Below are 15,792 nucleotides of genomic sequence, written 5' to 3'. Positions count from 1 at the left end.
AAGGCTGCCTATTGGCGGGCGGCGACCGGATGCGAGGGCGGGCATGGACGAGGTGTTCAAGGCGCTGGCCGATCCGAGCAGGCGCGCGCTGCTCGACTCGCTCAACGTCCGCAACGGGCAGACGCTGCGCGAGCTGTGCGCAGGACTCGACATGGCCAGGCAGTCCGTCAGCAAGCACCTCGCGGTGCTGGAGGAGGCCGGGCTCGTCACCACCGTGCGGCGGGGCCGGGAGAAGCTGCACTACCTCAACGCCGCGCCCGTGCACGAGATCGCCCACCGCTGGATCAGCCGCTACGACCGGGCCAGGGTCCAAGCCCTGGCGGACCTGAAACTCGCCCTGGAGGAGACCCCCATGGACGCGCCGACCTTCGTCTACACCACCTACATCCGCACCACCCCGCAGAAGCTCTGGCAGGCGCTGACCGAGCCCGCCTTCACCCGCCGCTACTGGGCCACGGAGTTCACCACGGACTGGTCCGTCGGCTCGCCGATGACCTGGGACAACCACGGCGTGCTGATCAGCGACCCGGAGCAGGTCGTGCTGGAGGCCGAACCGTACAGCCGGCTCTCCTACACCTGGCACGCCATCACCCCGGAGCTCGCCAAGCGCTTCGGCTGGGACGAGGAGCTGCTCACCCGGCTGTCCGGTGAGGCCCGCTCGAAGGTCACCTTCACGCTCGAGGAGGCCGGGCAGGTCGTGAAGCTCACCGTCGTGCACGACGGCTTCGAGCCCGGATCGAGCCTGGCCGAGATGGTCGGCCACGGCTGGCCGAACGTGGTGGCGAGCCTGAAGACGCTGCTGGAGACCGGCGAACCGCTGCCGGACGATGCGTGACCTCCCCGACCGCCGAGTACACCACCGCGAAACCCTTGTTCACCGCCGGGAGCAACGGATACAACTGACCCGTCCCCGAAAACCTCCGCCCCGCTCCCCCCTCCGGCCGGTGGCCGACCGATACGAGACCGACGGCCGCGCCCGACGGCGACCACGTGATGCGCAGCCGAAAGCGCGACACCGACGACGAACACTCCCCCTCGAAAGACCTTCCGTCGCCGGAAGCAATCACCGTGAAGGAATACCGTGAACGACTCGGCACTGATCGCCGTCGGACTCCCGGTGGCGCTGGCCATCATCATGTTCGGGCTCGGACTCTCCCTGACCCCCGGTGACTTCCGCCGCGTGGCCCGCAGCCCGAAGGCGGTGATCGTCGCGCTCGTCCTGCAGGTGCTCGTGCTGCCGCTGGTGGCCTTCGGCCTGGTCCAGGCCTTCGACGTCGACCCGCTGATCGCCGTGGGCGTGATGCTCCTGGCCGCCTCACCGGGCGGCACGACGGCCAACCTCTACAGCCACTTGTTCCGCGGTGACGTCGCGCTGAACGTGACGCTCACCGCGATCAACTCGGTGCTCGCCGCGGTCAGCATCCCGCTGATCACCAACCTGGCGATCGGCTTCTTCGACGCCGAGGGCACGCTCGGCCTCCAGTTCGGCAAAGTCCTCCAGGTCATCGCCATCGTTCTCGTGCCGGTCGCCATCGGCATGCTGGTGCGCCAACGGTCGGACGCCTTCGCCGTACGCGCCGACCGGCCAGTGCGAATTTTCTCGATCGTGGTGCTGGTCGCGGTCTCCTTGGGCGCCATCCTCGGAGAGCGTGAGAACTTCGTGGACTACGCCCGCGAGGTCGGGCTCCTGGTCACGCTGTTCTGCCTGGCCAGCCTCACTCTCGGCTACACCGGAGCGCGACTGTTCCGGCTCCGGAGAGAGCAGGCGATCGCGACCTCCATGGAGGTCGGCATCCACAACACGACCGTGGCACTGACCATCGCCCTGAGCGTCCTCGACAGCACGACGGTCGCCATCCCCGCCGCGGTGTACAGCATCGTCATGTACCTGCTCGCCACCGCCTTCGGCTTCTGCATCACGCGCATCGACGGGATGGAGCGGTCGGAGACGGAACCGCAAGGCACTCCGTCATAGCTTGATGACCTTGCTCGTGGGGATCGGGTGCGATTCCGCTTTGATCCATCGCAGTGCCCAGGTTCCCTCCGAGTGGGAGTCGGTGTTGATCCAGTTTCCGTATCCGGGGTCCTCGGCCGCGACGACGATGGTGAGGGTGCCGTCCTCGTTCAGCTTGGCCGTGTGGTTGTTGATGTAGATGTTCGTGCGGTGGTAGTCGAGGGACTCCACCCAGAAGTTCTGCAGCACGAAGTTGAAGTACTCGCAGTCCGGGACCTCGGTCTCGATGACCCAGGCTTCGTCCTCGGCGAGCTTCCAGTAGCCGTGGAGGTAGAAGATCGTGGGGTCTCCGCCGGCGTTCTGGAACTGCTCCTGGCCCCTGTCGAAGATCTGGTTGGCGTGCGGCTGGAATTCGCGCGACCACTCCAGGAAGGTCTTCGCGGTGCCGCGGACCATGTTGACGGCGTTGGTGAGGCGCCCCTCGATCTGCTCCGGAGTCAGCGGCTCGAACTCGGTGTCGGGGTCCAGGCATTCGATGGACAGTTCGGCCGGGACCTCGTTGGGGCGGTCCTGGTAGGTCTGCCGTACCGAGATGAGGTTGCTGTCCGGGGCGAGCGGAAGCCAGGCGCCCGCGTCCGGCTTCTCGACGGAGGCGATGAAGGAGAACCGGCCGTGCTCGTCGAGTTCGAGGTCATGGCCGTGCAGGTCGCCCGTCTGCAGCATCGTGCCGTCGATGTGGTACCGGTTCACCCGGGAGCCGAAGGTCAGCAGCGGGACCGTCCCCCGGGTCCCGGTGATCCGGTAGCTGTACCTGCCCGTGATGTTCGCGCGCATGTACACGTTGTCGGGGTTGTCGGCGCCGATCTTGGTCATCATGTTGGGGTTCGGCGCCGAGGTGAACTGCGGCCAGCGCGGGTCGGTGTACTCCACGCAGTTGATGGTGGCGTAGCGCAGGAGCCTGCTCAGGTAGCGCACGCCCTCGGCCTGTGTGAGGGGATCCTGCGGGACGATCTCGTCCGACAGGATGTCGCCGAGCGAGAGCAGGTCGGCGCAGAACTTGTCCCAGGTGGCATTCATGTGTTCTCCCTTGCGCTGTTCGTCGTCGGGTCTCTTGCTCAGTTCGTCGCGGAGAATTTCTCCTCGACCTCCTCGGCGGTCACGCCGAAGTCCTCGAGGCGGTACTGGTGTGACGGCCGCCGGTGGTCGGCGAGGCTGGCCTGGTGCGCTTCCTCGATCGCGGTGCGGGCCGCTTCGGTGAACGGCAGGCCGAAGGCGGCGTAGAGGTTCTCGACCGTGCCGATCGGGTCCGCGACGAAGTCCCGGTAGTCCATGTCCACGAACTGGTCGGGGTTGTAGCGGGCGCGGGCCCGGTTGAAGCCGGCGTTGCCGCGCGACCACAGGTCGAGCTGGGTGCGCCCGATGGCCTCGCGGTCGAACGCGCGCGACATGTCGTGCTTGCCCTGCTCGACCAGGCTGAACGTCGAGGCCATCGACGTCTGCGGGTCCCGGAAGGTGCGGACGATCAACGCGTCCGGGAAGTTCTTCATGAGTTCGTCGATCGCGAAGACGTGGCTGGGGCTCTTGAGCACCCAGCGGCGGTCGCGGTCGTTGAGCCCGATCAGCTGGAGGTTCTTCTTGTAACGGGCGTAGGTGGCGGTCCAGTCCTGCGCCGCGAGCCAGCGCGAGTAGCTCGGGACGTAGGCGACCGATTCATACGAGATCGACAGCAGGGTCTGCTGGAGCAGCCGCCAGCACTCCTCGGCCTCTTCGGCGCCCATGAAGTGGACCTTCATCAGGTCCGCCTCCTTGGCCTGCCTGGCCCGGTAGAAGGCGTCGCAGCGCTGGAAGTCGGCGTTGTGCGCCTGCTCTTCACGGGTCGGCCGGGGCTGCGGGTTCTCCGCCAGCCACATCTCCAGCCCCTGGTGTGCGGGGTCGGCGCCCAGCAGGCGCTGCAGGGCGGTGCTGCCGGTACGGGTCAGGCCGCAGATGAAGATCGGCCGTTCGATGGCGACATCGACGTGTTCGGGGTGCTTCTTGAAGGCCGCTTCGCTGCGCAGCCGCCCGGTCAGCGCCGAGTGGATCATCGCACGGGCGATCCGGACGCCGTGCGGGGTGAGGTCCGCCTCCCGCTCGAAGGAGTCGATGAGGACGCTCAGACCCTCGAGGTGGTCGTCGCCGCCGAAGTCGTCGAGCCCGGTGGCCTCGCAGGCGGCGCGCCGGAGTTCCTCGGCGGTCCCGACGCTCCCGGCCTTCCGGGTCGAATCCAGCTGTGTCACCGTTCTTCCTTCCCGTGTCAGTGGTGGGTGTGTCCGCAGTTGACGTCCAGGCATTGGCCGGTGACGGCCCGCGCCGCGTCGGAGGCGAGGAACACCACGGCATTGGCGATATCGCAGGGTTCAGGCAGTCTGCGCAGGTCGGTCTCGGCGGCCACCTCGTCGTAGACCACTTGAGGGTCGACCCCCCGCTCCCGGGCCAGCCGGGCGAACATCGCCTTGACCGAGTCCGCCCAGATGTATCCGGGCGCCACGGAGTTCACGCGCACCCCCAGCGGCCCCAGCTCGACGGACAGGCTCCTGGCGAGCGCCAGCAGCCCGGCCTTCACCACGCGGTACGCCCCGAAGTCGGGCAGCCGGTTGCGCAGCACCATCGAGTTGATCATCACCACGGAGCCGTGGTGCTCCTGGAGGCCGGGGGCGAACGCGCGCACGACCTCCAGCGCGGCCAGAAGGTTGATGTCGGAGCTCTGCCGGACCGTGTCGGAGTCGGTGTCGAGCAGCCGCTGAAGCGGGGGCCGGCTGAAGGCGTTGAAGACGACGGCGTCCACCCGGCCGAACCGCCGGCGCGTCCGGTCCACGAGGCCGGTGATCGAAGCCCGGTCGGTCAGGTCGACGGGCAGCTCGCCGGCGACCCCGCCGAGGCGGTGGACCTCCTCGGTGATCTCCTCGAGCCGGGCGGCCGACCGCGCCGCCACGACGACCTTGGCGCCCGCCTGGGCACTGCCCACGGCGATCGCCCGCCCGAGACCCGGTCCGGCACCGGAGACCACCACGACCTTGTCCTCGAGCAGCGCCCACGGCACACGGCCGGTTTCCTGCAAGGTCATGCCGACCCCGATCCGTCGGCCGCCGCCTCCGGGTCGGGAAGGACCCGCAAGGAGACGATCTTGCAGTCGTCGTCGAACTCGAACAGATCGGTCGCGACGAAGTCGGGCATCCCCGGTACCGACACCCTCAACTGGGTGGCCGCGAACCTCCCCACGACGGTGATCGGCGAGAGCCGGGTGACGGTGAAGTCCACCTTCGCGTTCTCGGTGTCGAACCGGCGGATCTCCTCAATGCCCCGGTAGCTCCGCACGCCCAGGGGCTCATGCTGGACGGCGTCTTCACTGAACAGGGCGACCAGCCGGTCGACGTCGTGGCTTCCGAGGAAGGAGACGTACGAGTCGATCGCTTGGCAGATGTCGTTTCGGGTGGGCAACGTGACTCCTTCGTTCAGTGCCTTGCGGGGTACCGGACCGCGGACGCTCAGGCGATGACCCGGCGGCGGCGCAGGTGCTCGATGATCTGGTCGGCCGCCTCGGCGGGAGACGTCGTGGTGGTGTCGATCCGCAGTTCGGGAGACTCCGGGGCCTCGTAGGGCGAATCGACACCGGTGAAGTTCTCCAGAACGCCCTGCCGTGCCTTCTTGTACAGGCCCTTCGGGTCGCGCTGCTCGGCGACGCCGAGGGGCGTGTCGACGTGCACCTCGCAGAACAGCCCCTCCCCGATCGCCTCACGGGCGGCGTTGCGTTCGGCGCGGAACGGCGAGATGAACGAGGCGAGGACGATGAGGCCGGCGTCGGCCATCAGGCGCGCGACCTCGGTGACGCGCCGAATGTTCTCGACCCGGTCGGCCGGGGTGAATCCGAGGTCGCGGCCCAGGCCGTGGCGTATGTTGTCGCCGTCCAGGAGGTAGGTGTGGCAGCCGAGCGCGTACAGTCGGCGCTCGACCTCGTTGGCGATCGTCGATTTGCCCGAGCCCGAGAGGCCGGTCAGCCAGACGACCTGCGAGCGGTGGCCGTTCAGGCGCGTGCGCGCCTCCGCGTCGATGTCCACGGTCTGCCAGTGGATGTTGTGGGACCGGCGCAGTGCGTGCGTCAGCATCCCTGCGCCCACCGTGGCGTTGGTGATCCGGTCGATGAGGATGAAACCGCCGGTCTCCCGGTTCTCGGTGTAGGCGTCGAAGGGCACCCGGCGGTCGAAGCTGATGTTGCACATGCCGATCTCGTTGAGAACGAGCGTGCTGGTCGCGGTCTTCTCGAGGGTGTTGACGTTGATCTTGTACTTGGGCCTGGTGATCCGGGCCTGCACGGTCATGGTGCCGATCTGGCACAGGTAGGGGCGCTCGGGCAGCATCTCGTGCTCGCTCATCCACACGACATGCCCCTCGAACTGGTCCGCGGTGTCCGGCGGGGAGTCCGCACCCGCCAGGACGTCGCCCCGGCTGATGTCGATCTCGTCGGTGAGCGTGATCGTCACCGACTGGCCGGCGATCGCCTCCTGGAGGTCGCCGTCCATCGTGACGATGCGGGCCACGGTGGATTCCCGGCCGGACGGCAGGACGCGCACGCGTTCCCCGACCCGCACGGCACCGCCGACGATCCGGCCGGAGAAGCCCCGGAAGTCGAGATGGGGGCGGTTGACCCACTGCACGGGCATGCGGAACGGGCCGGAGCCGGCCTCGTCCTCGATCTCGACGGACTCGAGGTGATCCATCAGGGTCGGCCCGGTCCACCAGGGAGTGTTGTCGCTGCGCTCGGTCAGGTTGTCGCCGACGTAGGCCGACAGCGGGATCGCGACGACGTCGCTCAGCCCGATCTCGGCGGCGAACTCGGCGTACTCGCCGGATATCCGCTCGAACACCTCCTGCGAGTAGCCGACGAGGTCGAGTTTGTTGACGGCCAGCACCACATGGCGGATACCGAGCAGCGAGGCCAGGAACGAGTGGCGCCGGGTCTGGGCGAGGACGCCCTTGCGGGCGTCCACCAGGATCACCGCGAGGTCGGCGGTGGACGCGCCGGTGACCATGTTGCGGGTGTACTGCTCGTGGCCCGGGGTGTCGGCGACCACGAACTTGCGCCGCTCGGTGGTGAAGTAGCGGTAGGCCACGTCGATGGTGATGCCCTGCTCCCGCTCGGCGGCCAGGCCGTCGACCAGCAGCGCGAAATCGAGGCCGTCGCCCTGGGTGCCGACCTTGCGGGAGTCCTTTTCGAGGGCCGTCAGCTGGTCGTCGAAGAGCATCTTCGACTCGTACAGCATGCGGCCGATGAGCGTGCTCTTGCCGTCGTCGACGCTGCCGCAGGTGATGAAGCGGAGCATGGACTTGCGTGCGTGGCGCTCGAGGTACTGCTCGATGTCCTCGGCGATCAGCTCGGACTGGCGCGGCATCAGAAGTAGCCCTCCTGCTTCTTCTTCTCCATCGACGCGGCGCCGTCGTGGTCGATCACGCGGCCCTGGCGTTCGGATGTGGTGGTCAGGAGCATCTCCTGGATGACCTCGGTGAGCGTCCGGGCGGTGGACTCGACCGCGCCCGTCAGCGGATAGCAGCCGAGGGTGCGAAACCGCACGCTCCGCATCTGCGGCTCCTCGCCGGGGAGCAGCGGCATGCGGTCGTCATCGACCATGATCAGCGTGCCGTCGCGCTCGACGACCGGCCGCTCGGCGGCGAAGTAGAGCGGGACGATCGGGATGCCCTCGAGGCGGATGTACTCCCACACGTCGAGCTCGGTCCAGTTCGACAGGGGGAACACCCGCAGGCTCTGCCCCGGGGACGTGCGCACGTTGTACTTCTGCCACAGCTCGGGGCGCTGCTGCTTGGGGTCCCACCGGTGCTCGGCCGAGCGGATGGAGAACACGCGCTCCTTGGCGCGGGACTTCTCCTCGTCGCGGCGCGCTCCGCCGAACGCGGCGTCGAACCCGTAGTGGTCGAGCGCCTGCTTCAGGCCCTCGGTCTTCCACATGTCGGTGTGCGTCGCCGAGCCGTGCGTGAACGGGTTGATGCCCTTCTCCACGCACTCGGGGTTCTGGTGGACGAGGAGTTCGAAGTCGCCCTTGGCGGCGGACTCGTCACGCAGCTCGTACATCTCGCGGAACTTCCACGTCGTGTCGACGTGCAGCAGGGGGAACGGCAGCGGCGAGGGGTAGAAGGCCTTGCGGGCCAGGTGGAGCATCACGGCGCTGTCCTTGCCGACGGAGTACAGCATCACGGGGTTCTCGCTCCCCGCGATGGTCTCGCGCATGATGTGGATGCTCTCGGCCTCGAGCTTCTCCAGGTGCGTCAGTCTCCTGCTCGCGATGGCGTCGGTGTCCATGGCCATGACGCTAGCGAGGGAATGAACATTGTTCAATCCCTCATCGAACATTGTTCAATCTTTGGTCCGCGCCGCGCGGTTACAGTGTGCCGATGGGCGAATCGAGCGGCAGGTCGGTCTACGGGGACCCGGAGGCCCGGCGACGCCAGACACTGGACGCCGCGGCGGCCCTCCTGGACGAGGGCGGGTACACGGCCCTCACGATCCGGTCGGTGGCCAAGCGGTCCGGCACCAGCGTCGGACTGATCTACCAGTACTTCGTCGACAAGCACGACCTCTTCATCACGCTGCTCAACGAGAGCCAGATCGAGTCCCGCTCCTTCGTGGCGGCGCTCCCGCGCGACCAGGGCGTGGCGGCCCTGCTCGCCCGGATCATGCCCGAGGCCGCGCGCCAGTGGGGCCGTGTGGGCCGTTTCGCGGCGACCTGGCGCGACATCGAAGGCGAGGAGCGCGCCAAGCGCGAGTCGATCCACGAGGTGCGCCGGACCGCGGAGGAGTACAACGACACACTGCACACCGCGCTCCGCGAGGCCGCGGCCGCCGAAGGACGCGCCCTGCGCCGCGACCCGGCCGTACTCCCGTTCGTGCTCTCGACGGTGCAGGGGGTATCCGACACCATCGTCCACCGCTGGGCACCGGATCTCGATCCGGCCGAATTGATCGAGTTCACCTCGGTTTCGCTGAGCCGGACCATCACCGTTCCCGCCGGGGCTCCCGAACACGGCGGGTGAGCCCCCGACTCGGGGCAGGCGAAGCGGTCCAAGCAGAGCAAAATACCGCTCACCGGGAAACCGGCCCCACCCGCCGAACCGGTCCCTAGCATCCCCCTCCATGGACGGATCTTCCCGCTCACCGTAGGCGGCACGTCGCGGGGACGGCCGCTCATCCGCACGCGGCCCCGCCGTGCCGTGCCGCCGAACGACCTACGGAGAACTCATGAAGTGGACGCTGGCCGGGGCGATGCTCGGTAGCCGCGAACTGTTCGACATCGCCCATGCCGCCGAGGAAGCGGGATTCGACGCGATGGCACTGCCGGACTCGGTGTTCTATCCCGAGCACGTCTCGGCGGACTACCCCTACTCCCCCGACGGCAAGCGGATGTGGGCGCCGGAGATGCCGATGCCCGACCCGTTCATCGCGATGTCGGCGCTGGCCGCGGTGACCACGCGCCTGCGGTTCTTCACCACGGTGCTCAAACTGCCGCTGCGCGACCCGCTGCTGACCGCCAAGCAGGTCGCGACGATGGCCGAGATGTCGGGCAACAGGATCGCGCTCGGCGTCGGTCTGGCGTGGATCCCCGAGGAGTTCACCTTCACCCGCACGGAGATGCGCACCCGCGGGCAGCGCACCGACGAGGCCATCGCGATCATCAAGGCGATCTGCGCGGGCGAGGGCCCGCAGTGGGTGGAGTTCCACGGCAGGCACTACGACTTCGACCGCCTGATGATCAGCCCCGCCCCGGACCGGCCCGTCCCCGTCTACGTCGGGGGACACAGCGAGGCGGCACTGAGGCGGGCCGCCCGGCTCGGCGACGGCTGGCTCTCCACCAACGCGACGTACGACGAGACGGAGCGCGCGATCGGCCGGCTGCGCGAGCTGCGCGCGGAGTACGGCCGGGCGGACGAACCATTCGAGCTCGACGTGTCCGTCACCGACGTGACCGACCTGGACGGGATGCGGCGCCTCGAAGACCTCGGCGCGACCTCGATCCGGGCCGTCCCGTGGCGCATGGACAACGCGGTCGCGACCCCCGCCGGACGCCTGGACGCCCTGCGCCGCTTCGCCGACGAGTTCGTCCACCAGTGGTGACCGCCCGAACGATCTCCGTGCAACCGGAGCGGGCCTTTACATTGTAGATCAATAACTGGAAGAGGGCAGACTGCCCCGGCAGTCGTGTCCCGCCTTCCCGAGCGATGTCCCGCTCTGGCGAGGACCGCGGTCCCTGTTCTCGCCAGAGCCCGGTCGGCTGTCATGGCAGCGTGCGCAACGGGACTGCGGGAGGCGACGTGGGCGGACGGGGACGGCTCGGCCGGGCGCTGGCAGGGTGCCTCGTGCTCATCTCGCTGGCCGGATGCTACGTCGGGTATCCCGAGGGCGAGGACATCCCCGAACCTCGCCGGCCCACCTCCGCGCCGGGGGAACGGCGGCTGGCGGCACCCGAGACCGTCGCGGGCTTCACCAAGGTGACCGGCGGCAGGCCGCCGCAAGCCGAGCTGGGTCCGGGCACGACGATCAACGCCTACTACCGCAGGCCGGGCATCGAACCCGACGACACGGACGACTTCAGCCGGGTACTCGCCGCCGAGGTCGAAGGCGGGGCCGCGCAGGCCGAACGGGCCAAGGAGCGGATGCTCGACCTCGTCGGCGGCGACCTCTTCAGCGAAACCGGCCGTGAGGAGCCCGGTCCACTCGGCGGCGTCTCCTCCTGCGGCTTCCACGGGGTGCCCGAGGACGGCGACGTCGTGTGCGCCTGGTCGGACGCCGACACCGCCGGCGTCATCACGCTCCCCGGCGCGGCCAACACCGAAGCGGGCCTGGCCGACGTCGTGCCGCTGTTCGTGGCGATGCGCCACGACCTCGTGCAATGAGTCCGTACCTGGCCGACGAGCAGTTCGCATATCGTCGTACAAGAAAGAGGCCCACCGGGCGGACGAGATAAGCGCTGGTCATGGAAGTGAACGGATGGCATCCTATGGCGGTGATTCGACCGGAAATACAGCTCAATTTCGCTCCCGAACTGCATATTTTCGTGGACGCCCGTCGCCGGATCGGGCCCACCGTCGTGATCACCGACGGTGTCTCCACGCTCGGTCATGTCGTCGAATCCCTCGGTGTTCCCCTCACTGAAGTGGGCGGGCTCCTGGTGGACGGCCAGGCGGTGCCGAACGCTCACGTTCCGGCGGCCGGTGAGAGCGTGGAAGTCCGCCCGGTCTCCCGTCCGCAGCGGGTCGAAGGCGCCCCGCTGCGCTTCCTGCTCGACGTCCATCTGGGCACCCTGGCCCGACGGATGCGGCTGCTGGGCATCGACACCGCATACGAGAGCACGGACATCGGCGACCCCGCCCTGGCCGCCCGTTCGGCCGCCGAGCGCCGCGTGCTGCTCTCCCGAGACCGCGGGCTCCTGCGCCGACGCGAGCTCTGGGCCGGCGCCTACGTCTACAGCACCCACCCCGAGCAGCAACTGCGCGAGGTACTCGAACGCTTCGCGCCGGAACTCGCCCCCTGGGAACGCTGCGTCTCCTGCAACGGCGACCTCGTCAAAACGACCAAGGAATCGATCCGCACCGAAATCAAGGACGGCACGGAACACGCCTACGACGCCTTCGCCAAGTGCACCGGCTGCGGCCAGGTCTACTGGCAGGGAGCCCACCACGCCCGCCTGGAACTGATCGTCACGCAGGCCCAGCAGATCACCGCGGCGGCGAACGCCCGGCGCTAGGCCCGCTCGACTCGCGCACGCTACTTTGGGGAAATGGCCGAACCGAATACCGACCGTCCCCGGATTCCCCGGCTGGCCTGGGCGGCGCTGTCGCATCGGCAGGTCCTCGCCGAGCTGGTGGAAGCGGGCTGGACACCATCCGGGTCGGGTGACTGGGCGACGGCGCTGCGTTCCCCCGAGGGCCGGCTCGTCGCCCGGGTCTGCCCTTTCGACCCCGCGTACGCGGCGTTCGTGGACCTGTGCCGCGCGTGCGCCGGCAACCGGTGGCTGCCGAAGATCGAACTGGCCGCCGATCTCGACGGCGGCGGTTCGGTGGTCTTCCTGGAGTTCGCCGCTCCCGTGGACGGCGCGGTCGCCGAGCAGATCGCCGACCAGTGGCGGCGCGGCGACGGCGATGCCGAGTTCGAGGAGGTACGCCGGGCGGCCCACGAGATCGACGCGCGGTACCGGGCCTCGACCCCCTGGTGGGACGGGATCGACCTGAACGACGCCCACGTACGCCGAGCCGTCGACGGCCGCCTCGTCCTGATCGACGTCTTCTGCATGGACGGCGCGTCCCTGTACGGCAAGATCCTCGAGGACGTCGCCGAAGTGCACCGCCGGATCCCCCGCGACCGCATGCGCTACGCGCTGGAGATCCCCTTCATCGCCCGGGAGAGCAGCCCCGCCGAGATCCAGGCCCTCAGACGGGCCTGGACCCGGTGACAGGGCCCACCTGACGTCGCCGAGCCCTACCGGTCGGCGCTCTCCAGGGCGGTCTTCAGGTTGGCCAGGGTGGTCGCGATGTTGCGGCGCTGGAAGTCGGCGAAGACATGCCCGCGGGTGGCGACCCGGTCGAACAGGTCGGCCAGGGGCTTGGGCCAGCGGCGGTCGTCGTGCCAGGTCTCGGTGACGCGGGTGCCGCCGTCGACCGGCTCGAAGGAGTACTCCCAGGTGGCGATGCGCGCGCGGACGAAGCGGGGGCCCAGGCCCATCGCCTCGACCCGGAAGGCGAGGCGGACTCCCGGCTCGGCGGCCGAGACGACGCAGCGGGTCGTCCAGCGCGCTGCCCCGCGCTTGTTGTGCCCCTCGAACACCGTCCCGGCGGCGACGCCGCCGGAGGGGACCGTGGCGCCGGTGTTCTCCGGGCTCCACCGGCCCATCTGGGTCAGATCGCTGACCTGGGCGTAGACCGACGCCGGGTCGAGGGCGACGACGACGCTGTCTGAGACGGACATGACGCGCGGCATGGGATGCTCCCGGAGCGAGGGGCCGTGTTATTGGACTTGATATCCATAACATGCCTGCGCGACGCGACGGCAGGCCGGTCGGGGCGAAGCGGCTCGCCGAGATCATCCTCCCGAGGGAAGGCATGCCCGGCCTGCCCTCGGCCGGGAGATTCCGCGGCCACATTGCATATCGTCAGGATCTAGACATTCCCCTCCCGATCGGCGATACGCTCCACCGGATCGGATGACGGCGGGAGACGCAATGCCTGATGACTTCGCAGGAGCGACGGCGGAGAAGCTGGAGGAGCTGCGGCGGCGCAGGGCCCGTCTCGCCGAGCCGCAGGACCCCCGCGCGGTCGAGCGCCAGCGCGCGAAGGGGAAGCTGACGGCCCGCGAGCGGATCGAGGGTCTGCTCGACCCCGGATCCTTCCATGAGCTCGACGCGCTGGCCCGCCACCGCAACCCCGCCCTCGGCCTGGACGAGGACCGCCCCTTCGGCGACGGCGTGATCACCGGCTACGGCACCATCGACGGCCGGCGGGTCTGCGTGTTCGCCCAGGACTTCACCGTCTTCGGAGGCGCGCTGGGCGAGGTGTACGGCGAGAAGGTCGTCAAGGTGATGGACCTGGCCCTGAAGACCGGCTGCCCGATCATCAGCATCAACGACTCCGGCGGCGCCCGCATCCAGGAGGGCGTGGTCTCCCTCGCCTACTACGCGGAACTGGTCAAGCGGCACGTCCGGGCGTCCGGGGTGATCCCGCAGATCTCCCTCATGGCCGGGCCCTGCGCCGGCGGCGCCGTGTACGCCCCGGCGATCACCGACTTCATCGTGATGGTCGACGGCACCTCGCACATGTTCGTCACCGGACCCGAGGTCCTCAAGACGGTCACCGGGCACGAGGTGGACCGCGAGGAGCTCGGCGGCGCGCACAGCCACAGCACGATCTCCGGCGTCGCCCACCACCTGGCGCCCGACGAGAAGTCGGCCTTCGAGTACGTGCGTCTGCTCCTGGGCTACCTGCCGTCGAACAACCTGGACGAGCCGCCCGTCTACACCGCCACCGAGCCGCGCGAGTTCACCGAGGAGGACCTGGCCCTCGACTCGCTGATCCCCGACAGGCGCAACCAGCCCTACGACATGCGCAAGGTCGTCCACACCATCCTGGACGAGGGCGAACTGCTCGAGGTCCAGCCCCTCTTCGCGCCCAACATGATCTGCGGCTTCGGGCGGATCGACGGCCGCAGCGTGGGCGTGGTGGCCAACCAGCCCATGCACATGGCCGGCGCCCTCGACATCGACGCCAGCGAGAAGGCCGCCCGGTTCATCCGCACCTGCGACGCCTTCAACATCCCCATCCTCAGCGTCGTGGACGTGCCCGGCTTCCTCCCGAGCCTCGACCAGGAGCGCGGCGGCATCATCCGCCGCGGAGCCAAGCTGATCTACGCCTACGCCGACGCCACCGTCCCGATGGTCACCGTCGTCACCCGCAAGGCCTACGGCGGCGGCTACGGCGTGATGGGCTCCAAGCACCTGGGCACCGACATCAACTTCGCCTGGCCGACCGCCGAGATCGCCGTCATGGGCGCCGAGAGCGCCGTCACCGTCCTGCACCACCGGACCGTGAAGGCCGCCGCGGACCCGGCGGCCGAGCGCAGCCGCCTCCTGGCCGAGTACACCCGCGACTTCTGCAACCCCTACGTCTCCGCCGAACGCGGCTACGTCGACGAGGTGATCCTCCCCCACGAGACCCGCACCGCGGTCGCCGAAGCCTTCGTCGCCCTCCAGAACAAGCGCACGGACACCCTCCCCCGCAAACACGGCAACATCCCCCTCTGAGCCCGCCGAACACCCCCACCAGTAGGACATGTTCCTGAATGCCGGCCGGTCAGCGCGGGTAGGGCTGGGCGGTCGGCCAAATGGTGAGATCGCGGGTGATCGCGTTCAGGCTGGTGCTGGTGGTGAGCTGATGGTCACAGCGTGCGGAGTCGATGGTGACGAAGGTGTTGTCCTCTGCATCGGCGGTGTAATAGCGAGCCGTCCTGCCTGCAGCCTGGCCGACGCAGCCGGACGTCCCCGCCCTGCCGCACCCGGCGATCATCACCACCGAAGATCACACAGTGATCGACTTGGAAAACACACCCTGACCGCACCGAAAAGCACACAGATCAAATAATAGTTTCCCAAGTCCCACGGAATCGCCATGCTGGTTTTGCTTCCGTCAAGTTCCATTGGGTGATCGATTGACGGGAGGGTAGCGGGATAAAAACAGGCCAGCAGCCCTTATGGCGGAGGTTTAAATGGGCGTCGGTCGACTTGTCGGGAACCGGTTCAATTTGGTCGTCTCCCTCCGGCATAACGCCGACAGCCCCCGCCTGGAGGAATGGAGGGCGGCTTTCGAACGCGCCTCGGCCCTGCTGTTCGACGCCACTGACGGCCAGCACCGGTTCGGCACGATCTACGTCTGCAACAACTCGAGCGGAGGCCGGAACGCAGACGCCTGGCTTCTTGAGCCGGACGGGCGCTCCACCTCGGCTGTCCGCGGGATCCGGTCAGAGACCGGGCACATGACGTTGTACGGCGATGAGCGGTTCAAGCCTTTCATCGTGATTCACGAGTTCGGGCACTACGCCTACGGTGTGCGAGACGAATACACCGGAACGGGTGGCACCCCGGCGGAATGCATCGGCGGAAGCACCGGCGATGCCTGCATCATGGAGGCGGCCTGGACCGAAGGTGACCGCTTCGGGTCCAACGCCACGGGCGGCGCACTGAGCCTCTTTCATCCTCGGGCGGCTTGAGCGGTTCGGTGGTTCTGCAGGACGGCGATGGCTTTGACGAGGT

The 15,792-nt window shown here is 68.5% G+C and carries 17 protein-coding genes; 9 read left to right on the top strand and 8 right to left on the bottom strand.

The features are described from left to right. Positions 1-43 precede the first annotated feature (43 nt). Together ABD140_RS21315 and ABD140_RS21310 are read left to right on the top strand one after the other, a co-directional pair. Entirely contained in the window at positions 44-835 is a 792-nt protein-coding gene (locus tag ABD140_RS21315; RefSeq protein ID WP_344242669.1) for an ArsR/SmtB family transcription factor, read from the top strand. A gap of 246 nt (positions 836-1,081) precedes the next feature. Next, entirely contained in the window at positions 1,082-1,975 is an 894-nt protein-coding gene (locus tag ABD140_RS21310; RefSeq protein WP_344242668.1) for a bile acid:sodium symporter family protein, read from the top strand. Here the strand turns inward: ABD140_RS21310 and ABD140_RS21305 are convergent. From ABD140_RS21305 to cysD, 6 genes are read right to left on the bottom strand one after another with little or no spacing between them, the layout of a single operon-like run. Further along, positions 1,970-3,031 (bottom strand): DUF1214 domain-containing protein, encoded by a 1,062-nt coding sequence (locus ABD140_RS21305; RefSeq protein WP_344242667.1) that lies wholly within the window; start codon positions 3,029-3,031, stop codon positions 1,970-1,972. The genes ABD140_RS21310 and ABD140_RS21305 overlap by 6 nt on opposite strands. A gap of 38 nt (positions 3,032-3,069) precedes the next feature. Continuing rightward, positions 3,070-4,230: a sulfotransferase family protein gene (locus ABD140_RS21300; RefSeq protein WP_344242666.1), complete on the bottom strand. Its 1,161-nt coding sequence runs from the start codon at positions 4,228-4,230 to the stop codon at positions 3,070-3,072. Between the two features lie 17 nt (positions 4,231-4,247). Continuing rightward, the gene (locus ABD140_RS21295) at positions 4,248-5,057 is read right to left on the bottom strand and encodes an SDR family oxidoreductase (protein ID WP_344242665.1); all 810 of its coding nucleotides are present in this window, start codon (positions 5,055-5,057) and stop codon (positions 4,248-4,250) included. Further along, positions 5,054-5,431, bottom strand: a complete 378-nt coding sequence (locus tag ABD140_RS21290) for a nuclear transport factor 2 family protein (RefSeq protein WP_344242664.1) — start codon at positions 5,429-5,431, stop codon at positions 5,054-5,056. The genes ABD140_RS21295 and ABD140_RS21290 overlap by 4 nt, the downstream gene beginning before the upstream one ends. A gap of 47 nt (positions 5,432-5,478) precedes the next feature. Continuing rightward, positions 5,479-7,380: a sulfate adenylyltransferase subunit CysN gene (cysN, locus tag ABD140_RS21285; RefSeq protein WP_344242663.1), complete on the bottom strand. Its 1,902-nt coding sequence runs from the start codon at positions 7,378-7,380 to the stop codon at positions 5,479-5,481. Next, positions 7,380-8,303: a sulfate adenylyltransferase subunit CysD gene (gene cysD / locus ABD140_RS21280; RefSeq protein WP_344242662.1), complete on the bottom strand. Its 924-nt coding sequence runs from the start codon at positions 8,301-8,303 to the stop codon at positions 7,380-7,382. The genes cysN and cysD overlap by 1 nt, the downstream gene beginning before the upstream one ends. Positions 8,304-8,395: 92 nt before the next feature. Between cysD and ABD140_RS21275 the strand changes: the two genes are divergently transcribed. The 5 genes from ABD140_RS21275 (at position 8,396) to ABD140_RS21255 (ending at position 12,447) form a co-directional block, all read left to right on the top strand. Continuing rightward, the gene (locus ABD140_RS21275; protein WP_344242661.1) at positions 8,396-9,034 is read left to right on the top strand and encodes a TetR/AcrR family transcriptional regulator; all 639 of its coding nucleotides are present in this window, start codon (positions 8,396-8,398) and stop codon (positions 9,032-9,034) included. A gap of 205 nt (positions 9,035-9,239) precedes the next feature. Next, complete coding sequence (locus ABD140_RS21270; RefSeq protein ID WP_344242660.1) at positions 9,240-10,112, top strand: TIGR03619 family F420-dependent LLM class oxidoreductase; 873 nt, start codon at positions 9,240-9,242, stop codon at positions 10,110-10,112. Between the two features lie 170 nt (positions 10,113-10,282). Then, positions 10,283-10,891: a hypothetical protein gene (locus tag ABD140_RS21265; RefSeq protein ID WP_344242659.1), complete on the top strand. Its 609-nt coding sequence runs from the start codon at positions 10,283-10,285 to the stop codon at positions 10,889-10,891. A gap of 80 nt (positions 10,892-10,971) precedes the next feature. Continuing rightward, positions 10,972-11,742 carry a Mut7-C RNAse domain-containing protein gene (locus tag ABD140_RS21260; protein ID WP_344242658.1) on the top strand — a complete coding sequence of 257 codons (771 nt, stop codon included), beginning with the start codon at positions 10,972-10,974 and terminating at the stop codon, positions 11,740-11,742. A 33-nt stretch (positions 11,743-11,775) separates the two neighbouring features. Next, positions 11,776-12,447: a hypothetical protein gene (locus ABD140_RS21255; protein ID WP_344242657.1), complete on the top strand. Its 672-nt coding sequence runs from the start codon at positions 11,776-11,778 to the stop codon at positions 12,445-12,447. A 26-nt stretch (positions 12,448-12,473) separates the two neighbouring features. Here the strand turns inward: ABD140_RS21255 and ABD140_RS21250 are convergent, their stop codons facing one another. Further along, the gene (locus ABD140_RS21250) at positions 12,474-12,959 is read right to left on the bottom strand and encodes an SRPBCC family protein (protein WP_344242656.1); all 486 of its coding nucleotides are present in this window, start codon (positions 12,957-12,959) and stop codon (positions 12,474-12,476) included. A 253-nt stretch (positions 12,960-13,212) separates the two neighbouring features. On the opposite strand from ABD140_RS21250, the gene ABD140_RS21245 reads away from it, so the two are divergent. Then, positions 13,213-14,787, top strand: a complete 1,575-nt coding sequence (locus tag ABD140_RS21245) for an acyl-CoA carboxylase subunit beta (RefSeq protein ID WP_344242655.1) — start codon at positions 13,213-13,215, stop codon at positions 14,785-14,787. A gap of 49 nt (positions 14,788-14,836) precedes the next feature. Here ABD140_RS21245 and ABD140_RS21240 read toward each other — a convergent pair whose 3' ends face one another. Further along, entirely contained in the window at positions 14,837-15,055 is a 219-nt protein-coding gene (locus tag ABD140_RS21240; RefSeq protein WP_344242654.1) for a hypothetical protein, read from the bottom strand. A gap of 193 nt (positions 15,056-15,248) precedes the next feature. Between ABD140_RS21240 and ABD140_RS21235 the strand changes: the two genes are divergently transcribed. Continuing rightward, positions 15,249-15,749 carry a hypothetical protein gene (locus ABD140_RS21235; protein ID WP_344242653.1) on the top strand — a complete coding sequence of 167 codons (501 nt, stop codon included), beginning with the start codon at positions 15,249-15,251 and terminating at the stop codon, positions 15,747-15,749. Positions 15,750-15,792: the final 43 nt, after the last annotated feature.

It is taken from the genome of Actinocorallia libanotica (genome assembly GCF_039525175.1).
In the GTDB taxonomy this organism is placed as follows: Bacteria; Actinomycetota; Actinomycetes; order Streptosporangiales; family Streptosporangiaceae; genus Actinocorallia; species Actinocorallia libanotica.
The sequence above is the reverse complement of the archived record's forward strand: the minus strand, read 5'-3'. Positions and strand labels throughout refer to the sequence as shown.